The organism is Blautia pseudococcoides, from assembly GCF_001689125.2.
GTDB lineage: Bacteria > Bacillota > Clostridia > Lachnospirales > Lachnospiraceae > Blautia > Blautia pseudococcoides.
This window is the reverse complement of sequence record NZ_CP015405.2, coordinates 3,848,211-3,873,923: the sequence shown is the minus strand read 5'-3', so window position 1 is coordinate 3,873,923 and position 25,713 is coordinate 3,848,211. Positions and strand designations below refer to the sequence as shown.

Here is a 25,713-nt window from a genome sequence, read left to right as displayed (position 1 = left end):
CCATCATGCAGAGGAGGATTTTTTATGGGATTTCAGGATGATTTTTTATGGGGGACAGCAACCGCTTCTTATCAGATAGAAGGCGGTGCTTTCGAGGACGGCAGAGGTTACACGGTATGGGATGATTTCTCCAGGACCCCCGGCAAAGTATTTTCCATGCACAACGGGGATGTAGCTTGTGACCATTACCACCGTTACCAAGAAGATGTGAAAATGATGGCAGACATGGGAATCCAGGCGTATCGTTTCTCTATGGCCTGGTCCAGGATTTTTCCTGAGGGAAGAGGGGAGATCAACCAGAGCGGTATAGATTTTTATAATGCTCTGATCGCTGAACTTCTGAAATACAATATTAAACCGTGTCTGACGCTGTTTCACTGGGATCTGCCCTTTGCCCTGCACCGTCTGGGAGGCTGGCAGAACCCTGAGATCGTGGACTGGTTTGCAGAGTATGCGGCAGCGGCGGCAAAAGCATTTGGTGACAGGGTTAAATTTTTTATGACCTTCAATGAGCCTCAGTGCTTCGTGGGGCTGGGACATGTGAGCGGAGAACATGCGCCCGGCAATATTATGTCCCGCCGCAGCGTGCTGGAAATGGCCCATCATGTGATGATGGCACACGGAAAAGCAGTACAGGCTATCAGAAGCTTGGTGCCGGATGCACAGATTGGTTATGCGCCCACCTCCAATCCGGTTATTCCGGCAGCGGATACTCCGGAGGATATTGAGACTGCGAGAAGAGTATATTTTGCCGTGGAGGACAAGCCGGATTATATGTGGTCCGTAAGCTGGTGGAGCGACCCGGTCATGCTGGGCAGATATCCCGAGGACGGGCTGAAGCTGTTTGAGAAGGATCTGCCGGATTTTAGGCCGGATGACCTGAAACTGATGCATCAGCCCCTGGATTTTTATGGGCAGAATATTTACAACGGATACAAGGTGAAGAGTGACGGAAAAGGCGGCTGGGAGGCTGTGGAACGCCCTGTGGGGTATCCTAGGACAGGCAACGGATGGCCTGTGGTTCCGGAATCCCTCTATTGGGGGCCGCGGTTCCTCTATGAACGGTATCAGAAACCTATTGTTATCACGGAGAACGGCTGCTGCTGTGCGGATACGGTGTCTCTGGACGGAAAAGTTCATGACCCGGGCCGGATAGATTTTTATCACAGATATCTGCGGGAGCTTGGCCGGGCTGTTGAGGATGGGGTGAAAGTGGATGCCTATTTTGCCTGGTCCGTGATTGATAACTTTGAGTGGGCGAAAGGGTATTCGGACAGGTTCGGTATGGTCTATGTGGATTTTGAGACACAGGAACGCATTCTGAAGGATTCTGCACACTGGTATGCAGAAGTTATCAGAAATAATGGAGCAAATCTGTAGAGATAAGAGGGATTGGAACCACTTGGCGGGTCCGGGTATCTACGTTATTCCCAGTTTTCTGTACTTTGGGTTAAGGCAGTTGTGATTTTAAAGCAGTGTGATATAGTGAGACCAACGTAACTATTTATCAAATCCGCAGATTTACGGCGGTAAGGAGGAATCACTATGAAAAGAAAGGTAATGATAACTGTGCTGAGTGCTGCCGTCATGCTGGCGTTTGCAGGCTGTTCCGGAAATGATAAGGACACAGGGGACAAAAGCGCTGAGAAGAAGACCCAGGATACACAGGAGGAGGACAGTGCCGAAGAGAAGGAACCCGGGGCAGCGGGTGGGAACAGATCTGATGTTCTGACAACGGCTGAGACACTTGTAAAAGATTTGATCGAAGGTAATACAGATAACATAAAAGGAAATTATGAGTATACAGAACAGATGAAGTCCGCAGTGGAAAGCGGCCAGTTCCAGGCAGCTTTTCAGGCGACGCTGGAAGCAGTGGGGGAACTGAAAGAGGTTCAGCCCGCGTGGGAAGGGGAGCCTCAGTCCGGGTATGACATGGTACAGGTTCCCTGTGATTTTGCCGTACAGCCCATCAATCTGACCATATCATTCCTGGAGGGCAAAATCGGAGGCGTTACCACTTCTGTGTATCAGGAAAGCAAAGAAGAGGTCTCCATACCGGAAAATGTGACGGAGACGGATATGGATCTGAGTATAGCAGAGGGCCGTACACTGCCGGGGACTTTTGCAGTACCTAAGAACCTGAAGGAATACCCGGCCGTGGTATTTGTGCATGGTTCCGGCAGCAGTGACAGAAACGAGGCTTCCGGTCAGCTAAAACCGTTCCGGGATCTAGCCTGGGGCCTGGCGAAGCAGGGAATCGCCTCCTATCGTTATGACAAGATATCCTATGTGTATGGGAAAGAGTTAGCCGAGGATAAGGAGTTTACAGTCTATGACGAAACTATCAATGATGCGGCTGCGGCTGTTAAAATGCTGCGTGAGCAGGAAGGCGTTTCAAAGGTATACGTGGTGGGGCACAGCCAGGGGGCTCAGATGATGGGGGCAATTTCACGAGAGGCCCAGCCGGACGGCTGTGTCATGATGGCAGGTCCGGCCAGAGGGTTTGCAGAGACGCTGGAGCGGCAGTACACATTTCTTCAGAGCCTGAATCCCAATCCCTCAGAGCAGGAGAAGGCTGTGTATGAACAAGGTTTTGCTGCAGTGGAACAGATGAGAAATATAGACGCTCTCTCCGAAGATGAAAAGATTATGGGACAGAATCTCACATATATAAAAAGCCTGCTGGATTACGATGCCGTGAAGGAAGCAGAGGATATGACCATGCCGGTGCTTGTCCTTCAGGGTGAGGAGGATTATCAGGTGACTATGGATGATTTCCAGATATGGAAAGACAATTATGAGGGGAAAGACAACTGGCAGTTTGTGTCATTCCCCGGACTGAGCCATATGTTCATGGAGGGCAGATATGAGGACGGCCCGGCCAGTTATCAGGGGGTAAAGCATATCCCTGATGAAGTGACAGAGACAATTGCCGGATTTATTAACGGATAAAGAGGTATCCCCGTTTTGCAGACAATCATCATAATGCCGGTGATTGTCTGCATTTTTTATGGGAAGTTTTTGGGCGGGACCAACGCTGTTCAGGATATGGATGGGCTTATGCTTTGTGTGGTTATTTTTACTTGACAGGCTAGTGCATACTAGCTATAATAAAAGAAGCTAGTGTTTACTAGCTAAAAGCCCCGACAACCAGACAGAGAAAGGTATGGAAAAGATTATGGAGAGATTACAGTTAGAGCAGTATCTTAGCCGTGGAGTGGAAAATATTATAAAAAGAATGAAAAAAGCATCGTTCACAAATCCGAGATCAGCCATGTACCTGCTGAAATACGCTAAGGCAGCCGGACGGGCGGCAGGAAAGCGCAGGCAGGCGGAGCAGAACGGGAAACCTGTGCCCCCATTCCTGATCGCCAGCATAACCAGCCAGTGCAATCTTCACTGCAAAGGGTGTTACGCCCGGGCAAATCACACCTGCGGCAGCGAGGCAGTTCGGATAGGGATGAGTGCGGAACAGTGGGATGATATTTTTGCCCAGGCCGAGGAAATGGGAGTCAGCTTTATCCTGCTGGCCGGAGGCGAGCCTCTGATGAGACCTTATGTACTGAAAAAGGCAGGAATGCGAAAAAATATCTTGTTCCCTGTTTTCACTAATGGTACTATGATTAATAATGATACATTGCCCCGCTGCGTGGAAGGGGAACCGGTCTCCGAGGTGCCTGATAAAGGGGAGGCAGACAGAGGTACATATCTGCAGCTTTTTATGGATAACAGGAATCTACTGCCGGTTCTCAGTATGGAAGGCGACAGGCAGAAGACAGATGCCAGGCGAGGCAGCGGGATTTATGACGGTTTAATACAGACAATGGAGGATCTGAGGGATTGGGATATTTTATATGGGGTATCTGTAACCGTGACCAAAGAAAATATGGAGGAGGTTACTGCAGATGCATTTCTTAGGAAGCTTTCTCTCCTGGGCTGTAAAGCTGTGATCTATGTGGAATATGTACCGGCAGACAGGGCAACAAGGAATCTGGCGCCGGATGATGGGGACAGGGAATATCTGGCGGCCAGACTGGACGTATTGCGGGAAATGCAGGGGGATATGCTCCTTATTTCGTTTCCTGGGGATGAGAGGGCATCGGGCGGATGTCTTGCTGCGGGGAGGGGATTTTTTCATATCAATGCCAGCGGCGGGGCGGAGCCTTGTCCGTTCTCCCCATATTCCGACACCAGTCTGCAAAAGACCAGCCTCAGGGATGCTATGGATTCCCCTCTGTTTTGCAGGTTGAGGGAGGACGGCAGCCTCACTGAGATGCATACCGGCGGCTGTGCTTTGTTTGAGCAGGAGAAGAAAGTGAAAGATCACCTGAAAGGGATAGAATGAGTTATGTCAACTAAAGAGCAGATTGTGGAGGAGGCCCTCACACTTTTTTCAAGCAGGGGATACCAGGGCACCAGCGTGAAAAACATTGCGGAGGCAGTGGGGATCAAGGACAGCTCCCTCTACAAACATTTTAAAAGCAAGAAAGAGATCTTTGAGACCATTGTGGAGGAAATGGCAAGAAGGATGGAGGCTATGAGCCATACCTTCGGCCTGCCGGATGATACTTCCATGGAGGAGGCCGCACTTGCATACGGCGGGATAACCGAGAATGAGTTGGTGGTGCTGAGCAAAAAAGTTTTTTTGTTTTACCTACAGGATCCTTTTGCAGGAAGATTCCGCAGAATGCTGACCATAGAACAGTACCGGGATAAAGAGATCGCAGCGGTTTACCGAAAGATTTATATGGAGGACAGCATCCGTTACCAGACGGTTTTATTCGGTGATATGATACGGCAGGGCATTTTTTCGGGGACGGATGCCAGGGCTATGGCAGTGAATTTTTACGCGCCTATATTTTTTCTCCTGAATAAATACGACGGCGGGGACAGTAATGTGGAGGATGGACTTGAAGAACTGGAACGGCAGGTCAGGGAGTTTGTCCGTATTTACCAAAAATAAAAGAGGGCGTATTTGCAGAAGGCCGGCCTGCAGTCCCATATTTTAGCTGGGATACCCCAAGTTGTGCGTGAGATATAAAGTCTGATCGTATGATATGGAACTGTAGAAATTAAGAGATGATTGATCAACAGCCGGGCGTATTTACTGTACAGGCTGTTTTCGGAGGATGAATGAGCAGATTATGGGCAGAATAAAAAGGAAAAGACAGAGACCGTGGCCGCAGATGATCGTGGGAGCCCTGATCGGCGGAGCATGCGGGTACTTTGGCATGATGTTTGTGGAAAGAATGCACGGGGGGAAGGTTAGGACTGAGGAAATCCTGGCAGGTCTTGTGTGGATGATCCTGTGCCTTTATGTGGCTGCATGTCTGCAAGTTGTTGTACATGAAGGGGGACATTTGGTCTGCGGGATTCTGAGCGGATATAAATTTTCTTCCTTTCGCGTAGGAAAAGTGATTCTGGTTAAGAAAAGAGACGGGATCAGGCGGGGGCGGTATTCACTTATGGGAACAGGGGGACAGTGCCTTCTGGCACCGCCTGACTTGGTGAATGGAAGTATGCCGTATATACTGTATAACCTGGGCGGAAGTCTTTTTAATCTGCTGTCTGCCGGGGCCTCCCTGGTTATCTGTTTTGCGGTAGACGGACACGGGTATCTGCAGATCCTGTTCATGGCATTTGTTATCGTAGGTGTCTTTTTTGCGCTGATGAATGCAGTACCCATGCAGCTTGGCGGGGTGGATAATGATGGATACAATGTGCTCCATCTGGGGAAGGATAAAAAGGCAGTGCGCTGTCTGTGGCTGCAGTTAAAGATAAATGAGCAGTTTACATTGGGCGTACGCTTGAAGGATATGCCGCAGGAGTGGTTTGAACCTGCGCCTGAAGAGTTGTGGGATAATGCTCTGTGTGCAGCAACCGGTGTGTTTGCTGTCAGCCGTAATATTGACAGGGAGGACTTTCCGGCAGCACTGGAAATAGGGGAAAGGGTGCTGGAACATGCTTCCGGTCTTATAGGAATCCAGAGATCCATGCTGGAGGCGGAAATGATATTCTGCAGGCTTATGCTGAATGGTCCGGGGGAAGAAGTGCGCAGAGAGTACGAAAAGGCTGGTGTCCAGGAGTTTTTGAAGCGTTCCTCATCCATGCTGTCCGTGCTGCGTATTCAATACGCCTATGAGCTGATTCAGAATCAGGATGGGGAAGCAGCACAGAAATGGATCGAACTGTTTGAGAGAGCGGGAAAGAACTATCCCTTTGACGGCGATATTGCCAGTGAGAGGGAGTTGATATCCTATGTAGACCTTTTGTAACGGTTCGGTACCTTCGGAATGAAGTTTACATAACACAAAAGAAAGGTGAAAGGCTGGACATACTGACAGTAGACTGATTACTGGTATTGGCCTGTGGGAAAGGATAGCTATGCTGTTTTTGGAAGAAACTTTGAGGAACATTGTGGATTTGGCAATCCTGTTATTTGAATATATTGGAGTGGGTATTATTATCTTTGCCGGAATCCGGGGTATGATTCACTATATTAAGCGGGACCCCAATACAAAACTTCTCCTTGCAAAGGGACTTGCCATGGGGCTGGAGTTTAAACTGGGGAGCGAAATCCTGCGCACCGTCGTTGTCAGGAAATTGTCGGAAATTTATATTGTGGCGGGGATCATTGTGCTGAGAGCAATATTGACGATTTTGATTCATTGGGAGATTAAAAATGATGAGGGACACCTAATGGGCGGGGAGGCGGACAGTCCATAAAAAAGTGTAAAATAAATTGACAAAGACCTCTTTCTGTGCTAAACTAGACAAGCGACAGTGGAAGTAGGTCTTTTTTTTGTGCCTAATTTTCAGGAACAAAAGAGGTCTTGTCGCAGGAAACCGAAACGTTGCATGCGGCAGAGACGTGAATCTGCCGGAGATAAAAGACACATGGAGGTGGAGAAGTCGTGCGCGTAAAAATAACATTGGCATGTACTGAATGTAAACAGCGTAATTACAACATGACAAAGGAAAAGAAGAACCATCCGGAACGTATGGAGACAAAAAAATACTGTAAGTTCTGCAAGGCTCACACAATGCACAAAGAAACCAAATAATTGGGCTCGAGAGGTGAAGCTATGGATGCAGAAAAGAAAGTAAAAGCTCCTAAGAAGAACTGGACCAAAGGGCTTCAGGCTGAATTCAAAAAAATTATCTGGCCTGACAGGCCGACGCTGGTTAAACAGACGGTTGCGGTTGTAGCGATCACTGCCATCCTGGGAGTGCTCATTTCCGTGATTGACAGCGGCGTCCTGCAGATTCTGAATCTATTAATCAAATAAGGACAAGGTGATTTTATGTCAGAAACAAATTGGTATGTTGTACATACCTATTCAGGGTATGAGAACAAGGTAAAAGCCAACATTGACAAGACAATTGAAAACAGACACCTGGAAGATCAGATTTTGGAAGTCCGTGTTCCCATGGAGGACGTTGAGGAAATGAAAAACGGCCAGAAGAAGCTGGTGCAGAAGAAGATGTTTCCGGGATATGTCCTTATTAACATGGTGATGAATGATGATACCTGGTATGTTGTAAGAAACACACGCGGTGTCACAGGATTCGTTGGTCCGGGGTCAAAACCGGTTCCTTTGACAGAGGAAGAGATGGACCGTCTGGGTATCCGGAACGTAACCGTCCAGATCGACTTTGAAGAAGGTGACAGTGTTGTTGTTACAGGCGGAGTTTGGAAAGATACCGTGGGCGTTGTCCAGAGTATCAATGAATCCAAACAGATTGTGACAATAAATGTTGAGCTGTTTGGCCGCGAAACGCCAGTTGAAATCAGTTTCGCAGAAGTTAAGAAAATGTAACGAAGATGAAAGGGCCATACGTCACATGGCTCGTGGGAGGGAAATCCCCGACATTACCACATAATTAGGAGGTGCCGAAAATGGCAAAGAAAGTAACAGGCTATATTAAATTACAGATCCCTGCTGGAAAGGCAACACCAGCACCACCGGTTGGACCTGCTCTGGGTCAGCACGGTGTAAACATTGTACAGTTTACAAAGGAATTCAATGCGAGAACAGCAGATAAGGGAGATCTGATCATCCCGGTTGTTATCACAGTATATGCGGACAGAAGTTTCAGCTTTATAACCAAAACTCCGCCGGCAGCAGTTCTGTTAAAGAAAGCCTGCAACCTGAAATCCGGTTCAGGTGTTCCGAACAAAACTAAAGTTGCTACAATTTCCAAGGCTAAAATCCAGGAAATCGCAGAGATGAAAATGCCGGACTTAAATGCAGGTTCCTTAGAAGCAGCAATGAGCATGATTGCAGGTACTGCAAGAAGTATGGGAATCACTGTAGAGGAATAAGGCCAGGCCTTGCCTTTTGAACTATTGAAACGAACGTGGGAGGGACATTCCCGCAATTACCACTAGGAGGTTATTTAATATGAAACGCGGAAAGAAATATGTAGAGGCTGCAAAAGCAGTTGATCGCGCAAACTTATATGATACAGAAGAAGCTATCGCTTTAGTTAAGAAAACAGCAGTAGCTAAATTTGACGAAACAATCGAAGCTCATATCAGAACAGGTTGTGACGGACGTCATGCAGACCAGCAGATTCGTGGTGCAGTTGTACTGCCGCACGGAACCGGTAAAACTGTTCGTGTATTAGTATTTGCAAAGAATGCCAAAGCTGACGAGGCTCAGGCTGCCGGTGCAGACTATGTTGGAGCTGAGGAACTGATTCCGAAGATCCAGAACGAAGGCTGGTTAGATTTCGACGTTGTTGTTGCTACACCGGACATGATGGGTGTTGTTGGTCGTCTGGGTCGTGTACTCGGACCAAAAGGCTTAATGCCAAACCCGAAAGCCGGAACCGTAACAATGGACGTTACAAAAGCTATTCAGGATATTAAAGCTGGTAAGATTGAATATCGTCTTGATAAAACAAACATCATTCACGTGCCAATCGGAAAAGCTTCTTTCACAGAGGAGCAGTTAGCGGACAACTTCCAGACGCTCATGGGAGCTATCACAAAGGCTAAGCCAAGCACACTGAAAGGTCAGTACCTGAAGAGTGTAACACTCGCTTCCACAATGGGACCGAGCGTTAAGCTTAACCCGGTTAAGTTAGCTCAGTAATAGATGAAATAAAAGGAGGCCGCCGTATTGAGAGATCAATGCGGCGGCCTCTTTTTATGCCCGCCCCTGGTCCGGCGGGAGAAAACGCTCGTGTTTAAGCTCTAATCCTTTCTTTCCATATATCGGCCAGAAGTCCCTGCTCTTTGAGGAGGCTTTCCTTCCTTTGCAAATCCCACAGTCCCCTGATACTGCTGCACCACTTTTTTTACAGACTCCGTTCCGATTCCCGGACCGCCATGTTTGGTGGACTGGAAGGCTCCGTTCTTTTCTTTCAGGGGGTTGGAGAATGTGTTTTCAAAGCGGACCAGGAAGCCCGCCTCCCGGTATTCTCCCCGTATTTTTATATGAGGCCTGCATGGAATAACAGGGACAGCATACCTCCATCCGCTGATTGGCTGAAGGCAGTAGAAAAAATAAGACGAAAGAAAAACAAAAACACCTCCAGACATAAAATTCCACTGTTATTATAGCATGTAAAGCTTTCCGGTGTATTTACCATTCCAACAACAAAAAAGGAATTGGTACACTATTTAAGAAGGTTTGTTGTATTGTGTATATAGGATGTACATATCCGGTACAATAACAGATGACAGAAGTAAATGCAAGGTTCAAGATGCGACAGAAAGGCTGGTTGATTATGGAGTGCAGAAATGCGGCGGCAACGTTTCAGATGGATGAGGACGGTCTGGTGAAGGGCTACGAGAACTACCTTTTAAGGGAGGAGAGGAGCAGGAATACCATTGTCAAATATGTGCATGACCTGAGGTCATACTTTATGTTTCTTCAGGGGGAGACAGTTACAAAGGAAAGTCTGCTGTGCTGGAAGGAAAAGCTGACACAGAGTTATCTGCCTGCCAGTGTAAATTCTATGCTGGCAGCAGTAAACGGGTTTCTTGAATGGGTTGGGTATCCCCAGTACAGGGTGAAACCGCTGAAGATTCAGAAGGAGATTTTTACGAAACCGGAAAAAGAGCTGTCAAGAGAGGAGTATATCCGGCTGGTGAACGCTGCTGAGCAGAAACAGAACCGCCGTCTGGCCCTGATCCTGCAGACGATCTGTTCAACAGGCATACGGGTCTCGGAGCTGCAGTTTGTAACACTGGAAACAGTAAAAGCAGGACGCACTATTGTGGATTGTAAAGGGAAAAAACGTACTATTTTCCTTCCAAGGACCCTGAGCCGTGCTTTGCAGGTGTACTGCCGGGAGCAGGGGATCAAAAAAGGAGTTGTTTTTTGTACAAAAAACGGGAGGCCGCTGGACCGCTCAAATATATGGAGAGACATGAAGAATCTGTGCTGCAGTGCTGGCGTCGAGCCGGAAAAAGTGTTTCCTCATAATCTGCGTCACTTATTTGCAAGAACCTATTACCGCATGGAAAAGGATTTATCCAGACTTGCAGACCTGCTGGGACATTCCAGTGTGACCACTACCCGCATTTATACTATGGAGAGCGGTGTGGAACATGCCAGACAGGTGGATCGGATGGGGCTTGTTGTGTTGAGAACATAAAAAAACCACATAATGATGGTTATGTAGTCACGTATCTGCATATCAGGTTTCTGTGCATTTCACAAAAAAAGATTAACTTAAAAAAAGACACAGGAAATAAACCGGCGCATTTATATGGAGGCCTCCGGTTTACTTCCTGTGTCTTTTCCCATGTTCCCCGGCATAAAATCTTGTATTTTAAGAGGAAGCATGATAAAATTGCTATGTATTTAAGTTTACAACCTTTGTTTATATGACCACATAACCATCATTATGTAGTCTTCACAAGATAACGTAAAAGGAGGTGCGGAGTGTGAAGGATAAATTACTGGACAGGCTGGCAAGGGATAACGGCACAACAATGCTGTCGGACCTGCACGGCTGCATCAGCAGAATAAAAATCTATGACACAGTGAGCAGAATACCCACTCAGGAATATACACAGGAAGAGTGGGAGGAGGCAGCAGGGTACATATTGGGCCAAAAAACTCCGCACTTCAGAACCGCCCAGGCAGCCCGCCAGTATCTGTGCGATCGTTTAAAAAGGTTCTGACAAGGAGAATTCTGTACACAGGAGCAGCCAGTTTTGACGGAAGGACCGCATGAGCTGCCAGTAATCCACTCTGGGAAACCCGAATTCTTTTACGAGCTGGAATTTGGCCAGGATACTGCGCACATCCTCAAACCATACGATATGGTCTGTGCCCCGGTGGTTATATTCAAAGAAGGGCGCCTGTGATACTTCATCATACTGTATGACTGCATTATTGGCAGCGGCGATGGCCACAGCCTGCTGGTTTCCTATGGTTACGGCGGCTGTTTCTCCCCGGACAAAGGGCAGAGGCCAGTCATATCCGTAGTTCGGTATGCCCATGGAAATCTTTTCAGGGGGGATTTCCGTCACCGCGTATTCCAGGACCCGCCTCACGGAAGGTATGGGAGCAACCGCCATGGGCGGGCCGTAGGTGTAGCCCCATTCATACGTCATCAGCAGCACCGAGTTAGCCGCTTCCCCCAGAAGCCTGTAATCCACCCCTTCATACAGAAGTCCCGGCTGGTCGGCAGATACTTTAGGTGCCAGTGCCACGGAGACGGTGATTCCCACCGCATTCATTCTCCGGGTCAGCCTGCGCACAAATTCCACATAGGCAATCCGGTCCTCAGCCCTTATATATTCAAAATCCACATCTACTTCAGAATATCCCTTATTCTGTACCGTTCTCTGTATGTTTTCCATGAGATTTTCCTGAACTTCCATATTCTGCGAGGCAATGGTGACCAGATTGCTGTTAAAGGTTCCTGCTTCTGTAAAGGGTGTCAGCACAAAGACAGCCTTGGTGCCGTATACCCTGGCTGCCTCCAGCAAAGGTTCATCATAAATGGGGATCAATTCTCCTGATTCGGTAAACCCGTAGGAAAAAATAGACAGATATCCCAGATAGGGAAGGGTTTCCCCCAATAGCTTCATATTGATAAAAGGATAGGCATAACCGTCTGCAGTTAAAGGTCTGTCTGACTGGTCTTTGTAACGGATGACCAGATACTGTCCCTGTCGGAGAAAGGGCTGGCTGGTGAGAAAGGGATTATTCCGCACGATCTGCAGAGCAGGGACGCCGTACAGGTCCGCAATAGAAGGGATGGTCTCGCCCGGCGTGGTTTCATGGATCAGATCCGGCTGAAGTACGAGGAGAGCCTGGCCCACAACCAGGTGGTCCTGCTCGCTTAACTGGTTGTCAAAGGAAAGACGGCTTGGGGATACCGCGTACTGTGCGGCGATGTTGCTGAGGGTTTCGCCTGGAGCCACAACATGTATGATCATAAAAATACCCTTTTCTTTTAGTTTATGTAGAGAACAGAAAATGTTTAATCAAAGGCTTTGCTGAAACTCTAGCCAAAATGGTTGAAAATGTTATAAATGGAGTCGAATATGAAAAAAATCGTAGTGGCTGTTGTGATACTATATAAAAAATGGGATAAATTTCCGAATTTATAGTGCAAATGATGACAATGCTCGGGGGAGAGGAGGATGCAGATTTCAAGAAGTGAATAAAAAATATTCTGAATTAAAGGAGGAAAAGGTCAAAATGATGAAAAAATGGAAGTCAGGAATTTCCATGCTGATGGCAGCAGCCATGATCATGGGGAATATGACTGTAGCTGTGCCTGTCATGGCAGAACCGACTGCAGGTATGCTTGTAAATGGAGGATTTGAAGAAGACAATCTAAACGGCTGGACAAAAAACGGCTGGTGCACCAGCGGCGGAGCTAGTATGGAGAGAGTTGGAAGTGATGTGATCCAGCCGGCTGAGGGCAGTTATTGTCTGAGAGAGGAAGCAAAAGGCAACGGGTCCCAGGTGACACAGGACATTGCCCTGACACCGGGGAAGGATTACTGGCTCACAGCCCAGATTTACCAGACTGCTGCCAATTCCTATTCTATAGGATTCCATGAGAATGAAGGAAAGGGAAGTGACCCGCAGTTTGCCATAGAGTCCCAGAGCAAAGTGGGCGAGTGGGTTCAGGCTGCTGTGCGCTTTACCATGTGGGAAAATGCCCAGAAACCCAATGTCTATACATGGCTGAACGCAGGGGCAGGCACCGCATATGCAGATGATGTAAACCTGTATGAGGCGCCGGATCTATCAGTGCTTGAGGCAGCGCTTGCGGATGCAGAGGAAAAACTGGGACAGACGGATATCTACACCGCTGAGTCCCTGAACGTGCTTCAGATTAAGGCAGAGGAGGCCAGGGCTTTCACGGATATTTATTCTTACGATGCGGCCCAGAAGACCCAGGAGGAAGTAAATTCCATTACAGGAGAACTGGAAGCTGCTGCTGAGGGCCTGGAGAAACAGCAAGATCAGCAGGAGGAGACAAACCTTCTGACAAACGGTGACTTTGCAGACGGGCTGAATGGATGGGGGATCTGGCCGGAAAATGCGGACATCACGATCCATGAGGAGGAGGACGGCTTCTACAGTTCCTTTGATGCCGGCAAAGGGGCAAACGGAATCAACCGGAATGTGGACGGTCTGGAGCCGGAGGCTTGGTATAAACTCAGCGGAGAAGTATATGCCGACACTGCACAGGCCATTTCTATTGCCCAGAAAAAGCCTCAGACAGACAGTGGAGATAAGTCTTTTGCAGTAAATGCAAAAACAGGGGAGTGGGAGACCATATCCGTTACCTTCCAGATGCCTGCTGGCCAGACCTCCAAAAATATCAGTGTCTGGTTAGAGGAGGGAACTGCCAAAGCCAGGAATATCAGGCTTGTAAAAACTGACGTCCCGGAGAGTCCGGACAATCCTGGAGATGACTCCCTGATCACCAGCAGTGATACCTTCTATATAGATGCCCAGAATGGAGATGACGCTGCTTCAGGAACCTCCCCGGAACAGGCATGGAAAACCTTTGAAAATGTAAAGCGGCTCCGCCTTCAGGCAGGCGGCAAACTCCTTTTAAAGGCCGGCTGTACATGGAACGGTGAGCAGCTTAAACTTCAGGAGGCAGCAGGAACCCAGGACAACCCTGTCTATGTAGACAGATACGGTGAGGGCTCCAATCCTGTTATCAACGGCAATGGAAATCCGTGGCAGACAAACAAAAATGCGCCGAAACAGGATGTGGCAGCAGTTCATATCTACAATTCCAAATATACCACTGTCCAGAACCTGGAAGTGACCAACACGGAAGCGGATGCAGCGGACCTTGTGAACGACAATGCCAAAAAGAAACAGAGCCAGTACCTGCTCACAGGTATCCTTGCGGAGAACCACGATGGGGGAGACCTTCCGGGCGTTGTTGTGAAGAACAACTATGTACATGATGTCAACGGTTACATGCAGGGTGGTGCCCAGAAGGGTTCGGGCGGCTTGATCGCCCTGGTGACAGGAGATAAGGTGGAGTCCAAATTCACAGACCTGACGATTGTCGGAAATAAGGTAGAAAATGTCTGCCACGAAGCCATTTATATGGAGAGTTCCTGGGCATCCAGGGTATTAGTGGGCGGCAGCGGTGCACAGGAAGCAGGAAAAGGAAAATGGGTTGGATGGCCAAATGTATATGTGGCAGAAAACTATGTCTATGATGTGGCCGGCGACGGTATTGTGCTTATCAACGCAGACGGCGGTATCGCAGAGAAAAACCTTGTGGTGAAAAGTGCCAGTGAGGACTGGGACTATAGCAGAAATCCCGCCCATGCGGCAATCTGGATGTGGGACTGCAACAATGTGACCATGCAGTATAATGAAGCGGCCCACACAGAGAGTTATCAGGATGGTATGGCTTTTGACTTTGATTACGGCAACCAGAACGTAATGTACCAGTATAATTACAGCCATGACAACAAGGGCGGATTCTGGATGGCCTGCCCGGGACCTTATTATACGGTAAATGCGGTTGCCAGATACAATGTCAGCGTCAATGACGGCCTGTTTGACGGCGCGCGCATTATGCGTATCGGTGAGAGGGGCAGTATTGGCAATCAGGTTTACAACAACACCATTTACTGGGATCACGATTATAAGGTTAATGCTGTGGAACAGGCAACCTGGGGAACCGCGCCTTCCAGCGGTACAGATATTTACAACAATATTATCTGCGGAAACAGTGATACCTTTGTGAATAATGAAGGAGTAAATTACAGCAATAACTGTATTTACGGTACCATCGCGGATGTGTACCCAAAGGATGAGGACGCAGGCGTTATCATTGCTGACCCGCAGTTTGAAAATCCAGAAAACTATACGGACGGAAGCTTTGCTCACGGAACTGTGACGCTGGGAAGCGCCGAAGGATTTAAACTGAGATCAACATCACCCTGTATTGATGCAGGCAGTGATCACATGGACCCGCCCCAGGAATCCCTGAAAGCGGTGGAAAATGAACTGGTTGCTACACAGATCACCATAGAAAATAAAGACTATGCCGGAAATCCTGCTCCGTACACAGATGGGGAGAGCCAGGGGCTGGTAGATATGGGGGCTTTTGAGTACCAGGGCAAGAGTACAGCAGAGAGGCCGGAGGTGGACAGAACCTATCTGGAAGCTCTGACAGCCATGGCAGAGGCATATAGTGAAAATGTATACGATGCTGCCACATTTGCGGAGATGCAGAAGGCACTGGCAGCAGCAAAAACAGCCATGAACCGGCCGCTTGCCACACAGGAGATGATCGACAGTTATGCCAGGAACCTGGAGCAGGCAATACAGGCATTGATCAAGAAGGATGACATTAAAGAGAACGATGCTGAGACGGCAGACAATATTCTGGAATCTTATAATCCGGAAAAAAGTAATGGGGATTTCGAGTCCGGGGACGTAGGAGACTGGGGAGATTGGCAGAGTACCATATCTGTTGTAGAAGGGGATGCCCACAGCGGTGACCACAGCCTGAAAGTTGACCAAAAATATGCCGGAAATACTGCATACTCAGAACTGGGCGGCATACCCGTAACACCGAACACGGAATATATTCTGGAAGCATGGATCAAATGCAGCGCATCAGACACCGGCAAGGTTGCCATTGAAGCAAAACACCATAACAGTGTGACCGGTTCCGGCGACATTAAGCTCGGCAATGCCCATCCGGAGTCCCTCACAAAAGCAGGAGAGTGGAGGAAAGCAAGCTTTGCATTCACTACCAAGGGTTACGACAAGATCAGTATCAGCATTAACAGTGACTTGGCAACGGTACAGATGGATGATGTAAAACTGTACGAGAGATATACCGTGACCAAAGAGAATTTGGACACTTCTGCACTGGATGAAGCTTTGGCTCTCGTTCCGAAGGAGGAGGAATCCTACTATACAGAAGAGTCCTGGAACACATACCGGGAAGCTGAACTTGCAGCCAGGCTTGAGAAGGTGAATGCGGACGCGACGCAGGATACGCTTGACAAAGCAGCGGAAACATTGAAAAACGCCTATGAAGCTCTGACAAAGAAGAGCGAGAAACCGGTGGTGGATAAAAAAGGCCTGCAGGACCTTTATGATCTGTATAAAGACCACGTGCAGGGGAACTTCACAGATGAGACCTGGGAAAATTTCCAGAATGCTTTAAAGAATGCAGAGACGGTTCTCGGAGATGAAACTGCGGACCAGGACAAAATAGAACAGGCAAAGAAACTGCTTGAAGATGCAATTGCAGCACTGGAGGAGAAAACAGAAGGGAAGGCAGATAAGGCCGCTCTGGAGAAACTGTTTAACGCCCATAAAGATGACAAGCAGGGAAATTTTACGGACAAGACCTGGAAAGATTTCCAGGATGCGTTAAAGAATGCCGATACTGTTCTGAAAGATGATACTGCGGACCAGAAAAAGGTAGACAAGGCAAAGGAGAAGCTGGAAGCATCCATTGCCGCTCTGAAAGAGAATCCTAAGTCTGAAACAGACAAAAGCGATCTGGAAAAATTATACAATGCCCACAAAAATCACAAACAGAACAACTATACAGACAAAACCTGGAAGACCTTTACTGATGCCCTGAAAAACGCGGAGACAACATTGAACGATGACTCGGCCACCCAGGAGGAGATCAACAAAGCGGCGTCCGACTTAAGTGCAGCATTATCAGGACTGAAGGAGAAAGGGGCGGACAAGAGTTCTCTGCAAAAACTTTATGACAAACATAAAGATGACAAGCAGGGAAGTTATACAGATGCCACCTGGAAAACGTTCCGAAAAGCACTGGAAACGGCAGCATCAGTATTAGAAGACGACAAAGCAGCGCAGTCTGAAGTGGATAAAGCAAAAGAAAACCTGGAAAAAGCAATTAAAAACCTGAAGAAAAAGACAGGTACTCCAAGCACTACAAAGAAAAAGCCATCTTCCACGTCAGGAACTAAGACAACCAAGAGTGCTAAGACAGGTGATGAATCTCCGCTTGCGCTTTTAGCAGGGCTTCTGGTATTATCAGGAGGTACAGCAGTAATTTTAGGAAAGAAACGTAAATACCAAAAGTAAGTGGGAAGTATGGGGGCTGTTCTTGGCAGCCCCCATTTTTAGGAGTGACCAATGCGGAAAAAATATATTGTTGACGCTGTTTTTGTCATAGTCCTTTTGCTCCTGGGCGGGCTGGTTTTTTATATCAGATTTCAAAAACCGGAAGAACTGCGCACTGTGATGGAGATAAACGGACAGGACGTGGCAAAAGAGGAGTACCAGTCAGAGATAAAGCGGTTCCAGGCACAGGTAAAAAGCGGCTATTCCACAGACGAGGCAAACAGGAAAGATTTTTGGACAACAGAGGTGGATGGGGGGACACCGCTGTCGGTCATCATGAACCTGGCAAAGGAAGACCTGATATATAAGAAGACGCTTTCATCCATGGCAAAGGAAAATGGGATACAGGCAGATATGGACTACAGTGCCATGAAATCCGCCATGGAGGAAGAGAATGCCTCGCGTTTAAAGAAGGGGACATCCGGTGGGGTGGCTTATGGCTTGTCCTCCTACACGGAAGAGTCCTATTACCAGTATGCATACTCTGAACTGGAAGCTGAATTAATGGAGAAGCTGAAAAAAGAACAGACACTTTCCCGGGAGGAGCTGCAAACAGCTTACCGTGAACGTCAGAATGAGTATGGCTATGATACAGGGGTGAAAATGTTTGTGGCGGAAACAAAAGTTGAGAACGCAGCAGAACTTCAGGAGGCAGCAGAAGCCATAAAAGCAGAAAACAGCCGGGAAAAGCTTGAGGCAGATCATCCCGAAATCAACTTTTATGAGCTGGAGATGAATACGCTTGATACCCAGGAGGGAAAAAGCGGTGTCTACAGTATGCGCTGGATACTGGCGTCATCCATGCAGAAGGGCGAAATAAGCGAACCCTTCACAGCAGGCGGAAATATTCTCATTATGAAATGTCTGGAAAGAGTGGAAAACGGAGTCCTGCCTTTTGAGCAGGCAGAGGGAATCCTGAAAAGCCGGGTCCAGACAGAGAGAGCGGAGCAGGCAATTCAGGAGCAGGTAAAAAAAGCGAAAGTAAAAGAAAAAAGCAGGAAGCTGGAAGAAGCGGCAAAAGAGATTCTTTTACAGTGACGAGATTATGGAAGTATCCCGGAAGGGCAGTACGACGGGGAACCCAAAATGGGAGTTCTGGAAAACCAGATCAAGGGAATGGAACTGGCAGCATTTACAGAAAACGGAAGCCGGGATTACCAGCTTTCCGTGGCCCCGGGTCTGACCCCGGTAAAAGGCGCGCAGTACAGTGGATACAAAGATAGATAATATTTTGATCAAGTTTTTTGAAGAAAAAGCTTGACAATACTTGTCCCGCATGATATTTTAATACAGGAATAGCTGCCGAAGACAGCAGGTGCCGTTAGGCATAAGGATAAAACGCCTGCCGAGGAAAGATTCATTCTTGCAATTATTAGGATTGATGAAGCCTCTCTGTCTATGCAGAGAGGTTTTTTTCGTACTAATTATTGAAGTACCTTTCGATATATGTGCAGCGCAGCCTAAAAAAATAAGGAGGTGCACTAATTCATGGCAAAAGTAGAACTCAAAAAACCAATCGTAGAAGAGATTGCCAACAGTATTAAAGATGCCGCATCCGTAGTGTTAGTAAGCTACAAAGGTATCACTGTTGAGCAGGATACAAAAATGCGTAAGGAATTAAGAGGAGCTGGTGTTACTTACAAAGTATACAAAAACACAATGATGAACTTTGCTTTCAAAGGAACTTCTTGTGAAGAGTTATGTCAGCATTTAGAGGGAACAAACGCTTTGGCAGTATGTATGGAAGATGCAACTGCTCCGGCAAGAATCCTTGCAAAATATGCAAAGGAAGTTCCGACTCTGGAATTAGTAGCAGGTGTTGTGGAAGACGCTTACTACGACAAGGCAGGAATCGAGGCACTTTCCAAAGTTCCTTCTAGAGAAGAACTGCTTGGAAAACTGCTTGGAAGTATCCAGTCTCCTATCACAAACTTTGCTCGTGTGCTTAACCAGATTGCTGAACAGCAGAGCGGTGCAGCAGCAGAGTAAGCCAATACACTGACAAAGTCAGATGTACAATCAAAAAGAAAATAAATTAAAAAATCGGAGGTAAATAAAAATGGCAAAATTAACAACAGCTGAATTTATTGAAGCGATCAAAGAGTTATCTGTATTAGAATTAAATGAATTAGTAAAAGCTTGCGAAGAAGAGTTCGGTGTATCCGCAGCAGCAGGCGTTGTAGTTGCAGCAGCAGGTGATGGTGCAGCAGCAGCAGAAGAGAAAGATGAGTTTGATGTAGAACTGACAGAGGTTGGTCCTAACAAAGTTAAAGTTATCAAAGTTGTTCGTGAGGTTACCGGCTTAGGCTTAAAAGAAGCTAAAGAAGTTGTTGACGGTGCTCCGAAAGTCCTTAAAGAGGCTGCTTCCAAAGCTGAGGCTGAGGAAATCAAAACAAAACTTGAAGGCGAAGGCGCTAAAGTTACACTTAAATAATTTCGCTTATATAGAACCCCGGAACTGTCTGTTTTTCAGGCAGTCCCGGGGTTTTTTATGTACCGGCTGTGTCTTGGCAGCGCAAGGGGACACCCCTTTTAGGACCAGACACGGTATGTCCGGTAGTAAAATACGGTATTTCTCACTCAGTGTCGTGTTATATGCGGCGTTCCCGGACTATACTAACGTTGAAAGGAGGAACAAGGAATTGGACCAGAAAAAGATAGGGGGTTTTTTCAAAATGCTCCGCAAAGAAAAAGGGCTTACCCAGGAGCAGTTAGCGGAACATTTTAATGTGACCGGAAGAACTGTTTCGCGATGGGAGACAGGGAACAATATGCCCGATTTGGATATCCTTGTTGAAATGGCAGATTATTATGATGTGGATCTCAGGGAATTACTTGATGGAGAAAGGAAGAGTGAGAAGATGAATAAAGATTTAGAGGAAACCGTATTGAAGGTTGCGGATTATAGCAGTGATGAGAAAATGAGGCTGATGAAAAAACTGCATATTTTCTCTTGGATTGGCGTATTGTGTTTTATGGGTTTTATAATTCTGGAGGGAATGGGTCTGGCCGACAGTGGAGTCACGGAAAATATTGCGTCGCTCTGTGCCGGTATATCTTTTGGAATGCTTATTATAGCAGTGATTTATACAAGCAAATATATTTCTAAAATTAAATCGTTTAAAAAAAGAATTTTCCAACACAGATAATTGAAATATGTATGATCTCATCATGAATATGCAGGATACAGTTAGGATTCCCTCCGTAAGGGAGGAAGACTTGTTAAATAAAAGACCGATGGTGCCAGGGGAAAAGAACCTGATGCTATGGGTCTTTTGTCAATATAGAAGGAACGCAATGAGGAGCTGTTTTAGGCAGCCCCTCTTTGCGTTTCTCTTTTTTGATTTAAAGTTAAAGGTTGGGAGGGATTTATATGCACAAGTTTTTTGTGGAACCGAAAAAAGCTGTCCGGTTCCCTTTGCGGACCTCTGTATGGGCAGCTGCATTTACAAGCCGCATATGAACTGCAAAACATACCGGAGGTCAGAGCTTATCTGTCCCCAGGGGAGTAAGATCGATCATTTTGGGATCGTGCTGGACGGCATTCTGAAGGCAGTGGACCAGACCGTCAATGGGGATGAATTGTGTCATGCATATTTTGAAAAAAATGATATCTTTCCGGAACTGCTCTATTTCTCCGGAAAAAAATATTATACCTATACCCTGGTGGCTGCCAGGAAATCCACAGTTGCCTGGGTTCAGGTTGAGGTTTTGGGAGAAATGCTGGAACGGGACAGTCTGCTGATGTATTCTCTTCTGCTCTATATATCCCGGCGTGGGCTGAAGGACCAGCTTTACCTTAACTGTCTGAATTATCAGACCATCCGGGAGCGCATCGCTTACTGGATCGTGGGAATGAATGACATTGTTCCCGGGGAGACCGTGCACATGCCTCTGTCCCGGTCCATTCTGGCAAATATGCTCCATGTGAGCCGGTCTTCTCTGAATCAGGAGTTAAAAATGATGGAAAGAGAGGGGTGTTTCAGAATCCGGGGGCAGGAAATGTATATGGAAAATGTGGAGAAACTGCAGGAAATGCTGTGAAATACAGGGGAAAAGCACAGGGACAGTATGCCCAGAAAGCGCAAAAATATTTTAACAAAAAATGGTTGACACGCTTGACAGGGTGTGTTATAGTGAGAAATGCACTATTATGGCAAGTTATGCCTGTCTCTCTATTTATGAATGAAATTAAACTTTGTAATTGGGAAACTTCCTTTGGGAGGCTCAGGTATAAGCATAATAAAATTAAAACATACAAGGGGTGAAACGTCAATGGAGAAAAATAGAATCCGTCCCATTACAACCGGTAAGAGCATGAGAATGACCTACCAGCGCCAGAAAGAGGTACTGGAAATGCCGAACCTCATTGAAGTACAGAAAGACTCTTACCAGTGGTTTCTGGACGAAGGTCTTAAAGAAGTTTTTGAAGATATCTCTCCAATCGCCGATTACAGCGGTAAATTAAGCTTGGAATTTGTTGACTTTACTTTGTGTGAAGATGAGGTAAAATACTCCATCGAGGAATGCAAGGAGAGGGATGCTACTTTTGCAGCTCCTTTGAAAGTAAGGGTAAAATTATACAACAGAGAGAATGACGAAATCAGTGAACATGAAATCTTCATGGGTGATCTGCCGTTAATGACAGCAACCGGTACCTTCGTGATCAACGGCGCTGAACGAGTTATTGTCAGCCAGCTTGTACGTTCTCCGGGGATTTATTACTCTATCGCTCATGATAAACTGGGCAAAACCCTTTATTCCTGTACCGTTATCCCGAACAGGGGTGCCTGGCTGGAATATGAGACCGACTCCAATGACGTATTCTATGTACGTGTAGACAGAACCAGAAAAGTCCCTATTACAGTTTTGATCCGTGCCTTAGGTATTGGCACGAATGCAGAAATTATAGAGTTATTCGGTGAGGAACCGAAGATATTAGCCAGCTTTACAAAAGACACTGCTGAGAGTTATCAGGAAGGTCTTCTGGAGTTATACAAAAAAATCCGTCCGGGTGAGCCGCTGGCTGTGGAGAGCGCAGAGAGCCTGATCACCAGTATGTTCTTTGACCCAAGACGTTACGACCTGGCAAAAGTAGGCCGTTACAAATTCAACAAAAAGCTGCTGCTGAGAAACCGTATCGCAGGCCATATACTGGCTGAGGAGGTTGTGGATACCACAACAGGTGAGATCATGGCGGAGGCCGGCACAGTTGTAACAAAAGAACTGGCTGATCAGATCCAGAATGCGGCAGTTCCTTATGTATGGATCCAGGGCGAAGAGCGTAACATCAAAGTCCTTTCAAGCATGATGGTGGATATCACCAATTATGTGGACGCAGATCCGGCTGAGATGGGAGTGACCGAACTGGTCTACTATCCTGTCCTGGCTAAGATACTGGAAGAAAATGAGGATATTGAAGATATCAAGGATGCAGTCCATCGTGAGATCCACGAGCTGATTCCGAAGCATATCACAAAAGAAGATATCCTTGCTTCCATTAACTATAACATGCATCTGGAATACGGTCTGGGAAATGATGACGATATCGACCATCTGGGCAACAGACGTATCCGTGCAGTAGGTGAACTGCTGCAGAACCAGTACAGGATCGGTCTTTCCAGACTGGAGAGAGTGGTTCGTGAAAGAATGACAACACAGGATATGGAGGGTATTTCTCCCCAGTCCCTGATCAATATCAAACCGGTTACAGCAGCCGTGAAGGAATTCTTCGGGTCCTCCCAGCTGTCACAGTTCATGGATCAGAACAACCCTCTGGGTGAGCTGACCCATAAGAGACGTCTATCCGCACTTGGCCCCGGCGGTCTGTCACGAGACCGTGCAGGCTTCGAGGTTCGAGATGTACATTACTCCCATTACGGAAGAATGTGCCCTATCGAGACCCCTGAGGGACCTAACATCGGTCTGATCAACTCCCTGGCATCCTATGCCAGGATCAACCAGTACGGCTTTGTGGAAGCACCGTACCGTAAGATTGACAAATCAGATCCCAAGAATCCGCGGGTTACAGATGAAGTGGTCTATATGACCGCAGATGAAGAAGATAATTACCATGTTGCGCAGGCCAATGAGCCGCTGGACGAGGAAGGGCACTTTATCCATAAGAACGTTTCCGGACGTTATCTGGATGAAACACAGGAATATGAACGTCATATGTTTGACTACATGGACGTATCTCCCAAGATGGTGTTCTCTGTGGCTACAGCCCTGATCCCCTTCCTGCAGAACGATGATGCAAACCGTGCGCTGATGGGATCCAACATGCAGCGCCAGGCCGTTCCGCTTCTCACCACAGAGGCTCCTGTTGTAGGAACCGGTATGGAAGTGAAGGCTGCCGTTGACTCCGGTGTCTGTGTAGTGGCGAAAAAAGCCGGCACCATAGAGTGCGCAGCGTCAAAAGAGATCGTTATGCGCAATGATGACGGTACAAAAGACACTTACCGCCTTACCAAGTTCATGAGAAGTAACCAGAGCAACTGCTACAACCAGAGGCCCATCGTGACCAAAGGGGAGCATGTAGAAGCAGGACAGGTGATCGCTGACGGTCCGTCCACCTCCAATGGTGAGCTGGCTCTTGGCAAGAACCCCCTGATCGGTTTCATGACCTGGGAGGGTTACAATTACGAGGATGCCGTCCTGTTAAGCGAAAGGCTGGTACAGGATGATGTCTATACTTCTGTGCATATTGAAGAGTATGAGGCAGAAGCCAGAGATACAAAGTTAGGACCGGAAGAGATCACACGTGATGTACCGGGTGTAGGTGATGATGCCTTAAAAGACCTGGACGAGCGTGGGATCATCCGTATCGGTGCCGAGGTCCGCGCAGGCGATATCCTGGTCGGTAAAGTGACTCCTAAGGGAGAGACAGAGCTGACTGCGGAGGAGAGGCTGCTCCGTGCTATTTTCGGTGAGAAGGCCCGTGAAGTGCGTGACACTTCCCTGAAGGTTCCTCACGGTGAGTACGGTATTGTTGTGGATGCAAAAGTATTTACAAGAGAGAACGGCGATGAGCTGTCCCCCGGTGTGAATCAGGCAGTCCGTATCTATATTGCACAGAAGAGAAAAATCTCTGTGGGTGACAAGATGGCCGGCCGTCACGGTAACAAGGGTGTTGTGTCCCGTGTACTTCCTGTGGAGGATATGCCATTCCTTCCCAACGGACGTGCGCTGGACATCGTACTGAACCCTCTGGGTGTGCCTTCCCGTATGAATATCGGGCAGGTGCTGGAGATCCATCTGAGTCTTGCGGCAAAAGCCCTTGGATTCAACATTGCCACACCGGTATTTGACGGTGCCAACGAGAATGATATCCAGGATACTCTGGATCTTGCAAATGATTATGTGAACATGGAATGGGAAGACTTTGAGGCAAAGCATAAAGATACGGTGCGCCCGGAGGTTTTACAGTTCCTTTATGATAACAGAGCCCACAGGGAGCTGTGGAAAGGCGTGCCGATCTCCCGTGACGGTAAAGTAAGACTCCGTGACGGACGTACAGGTGAATATTTTGACAGTCCTGTAACCATCGGACACATGCACTACCTGAAGCTGCATCACCTGGTAGATGATAAGATCCACGCGCGTTCCACAGGCCCATACTCCCTGGTAACACAGCAGCCTCTGGGTGGTAAAGCCCAGTTCGGCGGCCAGCGTTTCGGAGAGATGGAGGTTTGGGCACTGGAGGCTTATGGTGCTTCCTACACACTGCAGGAGATCCTGACAGTGAAATCCGATGATGTGATCGGACGTGTGAAAACTTATGAAGCGATTATCAAGGGCGACAATATTCCGGAGCCTGGTATTCCGGAGTCCTTCAAGGTACTTTTGAAGGAGCTGCAGTCCTTGGGTCTGGATGTCAGAGTCCTCAGAGAAGACATGACAGAAGTGGAGATCATGGAGAATATCGACTATGGCGAGACAGATATGCGCTCCATCATTGAAGGTGATTCCAAACACCGCGGCGAGGAAGAATACGGTGACTACGGATTCTCCAAACAGGAATTCGAGGGTGAAGAATTAGTAGACGTGGAGGATGAGCCGGAAGAGGATGAAGAAGCATTCTTGAGCTTAGATGATGATACTCTTGTCGAGGAGTAAGGAA

Annotated in this window: 23 protein-coding genes and 1 other annotated feature; of the genes, 21 read left to right on the top strand and 2 right to left on the bottom strand. The window is 47.5% G+C overall.

Annotated elements, in window-relative coordinates:
• The first annotated feature begins 24 nt into the window (after positions 1-24).
• From A4V09_RS18210 to rplA, 11 genes are all read left to right on the top strand, one after another.
• Entirely contained in the window at positions 25-1,380 is a 1,356-nt protein-coding gene (locus tag A4V09_RS18210) for a GH1 family beta-glucosidase (protein WP_065543587.1), read from the top strand.
• 165 nt (positions 1,381-1,545) lie between these two features.
• Positions 1,546-2,952 (top strand): alpha/beta hydrolase, encoded by a 1,407-nt coding sequence (locus A4V09_RS18205; protein ID WP_065543586.1) that lies wholly within the window; start codon positions 1,546-1,548, stop codon positions 2,950-2,952.
• 214 nt (positions 2,953-3,166) lie between these two features.
• The gene (locus tag A4V09_RS18200) at positions 3,167-4,345 is read left to right on the top strand and encodes a radical SAM/SPASM domain-containing protein (protein WP_330396461.1); all 1,179 of its coding nucleotides are present in this window, start codon (positions 3,167-3,169) and stop codon (positions 4,343-4,345) included.
• A gap of 3 nt (positions 4,346-4,348) precedes the next feature.
• Complete coding sequence (locus A4V09_RS18195; RefSeq protein ID WP_065543585.1) at positions 4,349-4,963, top strand: TetR/AcrR family transcriptional regulator; 615 nt, start codon at positions 4,349-4,351, stop codon at positions 4,961-4,963.
• Positions 4,964-5,144: 181 nt separating this feature from the next.
• Positions 5,145-6,275: a hypothetical protein gene (locus tag A4V09_RS18190; protein WP_157123526.1), complete on the top strand. Its 1,131-nt coding sequence runs from the start codon at positions 5,145-5,147 to the stop codon at positions 6,273-6,275.
• A gap of 109 nt (positions 6,276-6,384) precedes the next feature.
• Complete coding sequence (locus A4V09_RS18185; RefSeq protein WP_065543583.1) at positions 6,385-6,726, top strand: DUF1622 domain-containing protein; 342 nt, start codon at positions 6,385-6,387, stop codon at positions 6,724-6,726.
• A 188-nt stretch (positions 6,727-6,914) separates the two neighbouring features.
• Positions 6,915-7,064 carry a 50S ribosomal protein L33 gene (rpmG, locus tag A4V09_RS18180; RefSeq protein WP_018597038.1) on the top strand — a complete coding sequence of 50 codons (150 nt, stop codon included), beginning with the start codon at positions 6,915-6,917 and terminating at the stop codon, positions 7,062-7,064.
• A 21-nt stretch (positions 7,065-7,085) separates the two neighbouring features.
• Positions 7,086-7,289 carry a preprotein translocase subunit SecE gene (gene secE / locus A4V09_RS18175; protein WP_065543582.1) on the top strand — a complete coding sequence of 68 codons (204 nt, stop codon included), beginning with the start codon at positions 7,086-7,088 and terminating at the stop codon, positions 7,287-7,289.
• A gap of 15 nt (positions 7,290-7,304) precedes the next feature.
• Positions 7,305-7,820: a transcription termination/antitermination protein NusG gene (nusG, locus tag A4V09_RS18170; protein WP_065543581.1), complete on the top strand. Its 516-nt coding sequence runs from the start codon at positions 7,305-7,307 to the stop codon at positions 7,818-7,820.
• A gap of 80 nt (positions 7,821-7,900) precedes the next feature.
• Positions 7,901-8,326 (top strand): 50S ribosomal protein L11, encoded by a 426-nt coding sequence (gene rplK / locus A4V09_RS18165; protein ID WP_018597035.1) that lies wholly within the window; start codon positions 7,901-7,903, stop codon positions 8,324-8,326.
• Between the two features lie 79 nt (positions 8,327-8,405).
• Positions 8,406-9,101, top strand: coding sequence for a 50S ribosomal protein L1 (rplA, locus tag A4V09_RS18160; protein ID WP_065543580.1), 696 nt, complete (start codon positions 8,406-8,408; stop codon positions 9,099-9,101).
• Positions 9,102-9,202: 101 nt separating this feature from the next.
• On the opposite strand, the gene A4V09_RS18155 is transcribed toward rplA, so the two are convergent.
• Positions 9,203-9,550 (bottom strand): GHKL domain-containing protein, encoded by a 348-nt coding sequence (locus tag A4V09_RS18155; protein ID WP_065543579.1) that lies wholly within the window; start codon positions 9,548-9,550, stop codon positions 9,203-9,205.
• A gap of 188 nt (positions 9,551-9,738) precedes the next feature.
• On the opposite strand from A4V09_RS18155, the gene A4V09_RS18150 reads away from it, so the two are divergent.
• Entirely contained in the window at positions 9,739-10,611 is an 873-nt protein-coding gene (locus tag A4V09_RS18150; protein ID WP_084043806.1) for a tyrosine-type recombinase/integrase, read from the top strand.
• Between the two features lie 292 nt (positions 10,612-10,903).
• Positions 10,904-11,143 (top strand): hypothetical protein, encoded by a 240-nt coding sequence (locus A4V09_RS18145; protein WP_065543578.1) that lies wholly within the window; start codon positions 10,904-10,906, stop codon positions 11,141-11,143.
• On the opposite strand, the gene A4V09_RS18140 is transcribed toward A4V09_RS18145, so the two are convergent.
• Positions 11,129-12,409, bottom strand: a complete 1,281-nt coding sequence (locus tag A4V09_RS18140) for a glycosyl hydrolase family 18 protein (protein WP_065543577.1) — start codon at positions 12,407-12,409, stop codon at positions 11,129-11,131. The genes A4V09_RS18145 and A4V09_RS18140 overlap by 15 nt on opposite strands.
• Positions 12,410-12,674: 265 nt before the next feature.
• On the opposite strand from A4V09_RS18140, the gene A4V09_RS18135 reads away from it, so the two are divergent.
• The 8 genes from A4V09_RS18135 (at position 12,675) to rpoB (ending at position 25,709) form a co-directional block, all read left to right on the top strand.
• Positions 12,675-17,552, top strand: a complete 4,878-nt coding sequence (locus A4V09_RS18135; protein ID WP_157123525.1) for a carbohydrate binding domain-containing protein — start codon at positions 12,675-12,677, stop codon at positions 17,550-17,552.
• A 51-nt stretch (positions 17,553-17,603) separates the two neighbouring features.
• Complete coding sequence (locus A4V09_RS18130) at positions 17,604-18,629, top strand: peptidylprolyl isomerase (RefSeq protein ID WP_065543575.1); 1,026 nt, start codon at positions 17,604-17,606, stop codon at positions 18,627-18,629.
• Positions 18,630-18,677: 48 nt separating this feature from the next.
• Positions 18,678-18,818, top strand: coding sequence for a hypothetical protein (locus A4V09_RS24615; protein ID WP_157123524.1), 141 nt, complete (start codon positions 18,678-18,680; stop codon positions 18,816-18,818).
• 57 nt (positions 18,819-18,875) lie between these two features.
• Positions 18,876-19,016: a sequence feature (ribosomal protein L10 leader region), on the top strand.
• Positions 19,017-19,079: 63 nt separating this feature from the next.
• Positions 19,080-19,580, top strand: coding sequence for a 50S ribosomal protein L10 (gene rplJ, locus A4V09_RS18125; RefSeq protein WP_065543574.1), 501 nt, complete (start codon positions 19,080-19,082; stop codon positions 19,578-19,580).
• Positions 19,581-19,650: 70 nt separating this feature from the next.
• A complete protein-coding gene (gene rplL, locus A4V09_RS18120; protein ID WP_018596966.1) occupies positions 19,651-20,025 on the top strand; it encodes a 50S ribosomal protein L7/L12 in 375 nt (124 codons plus the stop codon).
• A gap of 115 nt (positions 20,026-20,140) precedes the next feature.
• Entirely contained in the window at positions 20,141-20,740 is a 600-nt protein-coding gene (locus tag A4V09_RS18115) for a helix-turn-helix domain-containing protein (RefSeq protein WP_274537176.1), read from the top strand.
• A gap of 310 nt (positions 20,741-21,050) precedes the next feature.
• Entirely contained in the window at positions 21,051-21,635 is a 585-nt protein-coding gene (locus A4V09_RS18110) for a Crp/Fnr family transcriptional regulator (protein ID WP_242963863.1), read from the top strand.
• A 231-nt stretch (positions 21,636-21,866) separates the two neighbouring features.
• Positions 21,867-25,709 (top strand): DNA-directed RNA polymerase subunit beta, encoded by a 3,843-nt coding sequence (gene rpoB, locus A4V09_RS18100; RefSeq protein WP_065543571.1) that lies wholly within the window; start codon positions 21,867-21,869, stop codon positions 25,707-25,709.
• Positions 25,710-25,713 lie beyond the last annotated feature (4 nt).